The organism is Candidatus Binatia bacterium, from assembly GCA_023150935.1.
Lineage (GTDB): Bacteria > Desulfobacterota > Binatia > HRBIN30 > HRBIN30 > JAKLJW01.
Map to the genome: position 1 here is coordinate 1 of JAKLJW010000107.1, position 444 is coordinate 444.

A 444-nucleotide genomic window follows, 5' to 3' on the forward strand; every position below is an offset into this window, starting at 1 on the left:
GCCGTAGCGTGATGCGCAGCGCATCCAACCGCCCACTGGCCTCCCGCAGCGTCTCCGCCTTGTCCGCGCGCCGGTTGGCTACCGTCAGCGACACCAGCATTTGCAGCGCATCCTCCAGAATCACGCGGCCCAGGAGTCCCCGCTGGGCGCGCGGGAACCGGTTCACGTGAGTATACAACCCCGCGCACAGATCGTACGACTTCTGTACCACCGGGATGAGATCCGCAGCCCGTAAAGCCATCGCATCGGCTCGCAGCGACTTGCCCTCGGATCGGGGTCGGTTCCCGTCAGCGGGGCAGATGGCGGACACCCACGTCTCTATTCGGGGGATGCGAGGACCTCCACGGTATGGGTGTCCAACCAGCACCCTTTCCGATCCGGCGCCGGCTGGTGAGCTTCGGCGGTCGGCTTCCACCCCGTTCACGTACTCAGCGAAGCGGTACA

Annotated in this window: 1 protein-coding gene; it reads right to left on the reverse strand. The window is 66.0% G+C overall.

What is annotated here, in order from left to right; genetic code table 11:
- The coding region (locus L6Q96_23165; protein ID MCK6557450.1) for a four helix bundle protein at nt 1–241 on the reverse strand (241 nt) is incomplete at its 3' end.
- Nucleotides 242–444 lie beyond the last annotated feature (203 nt).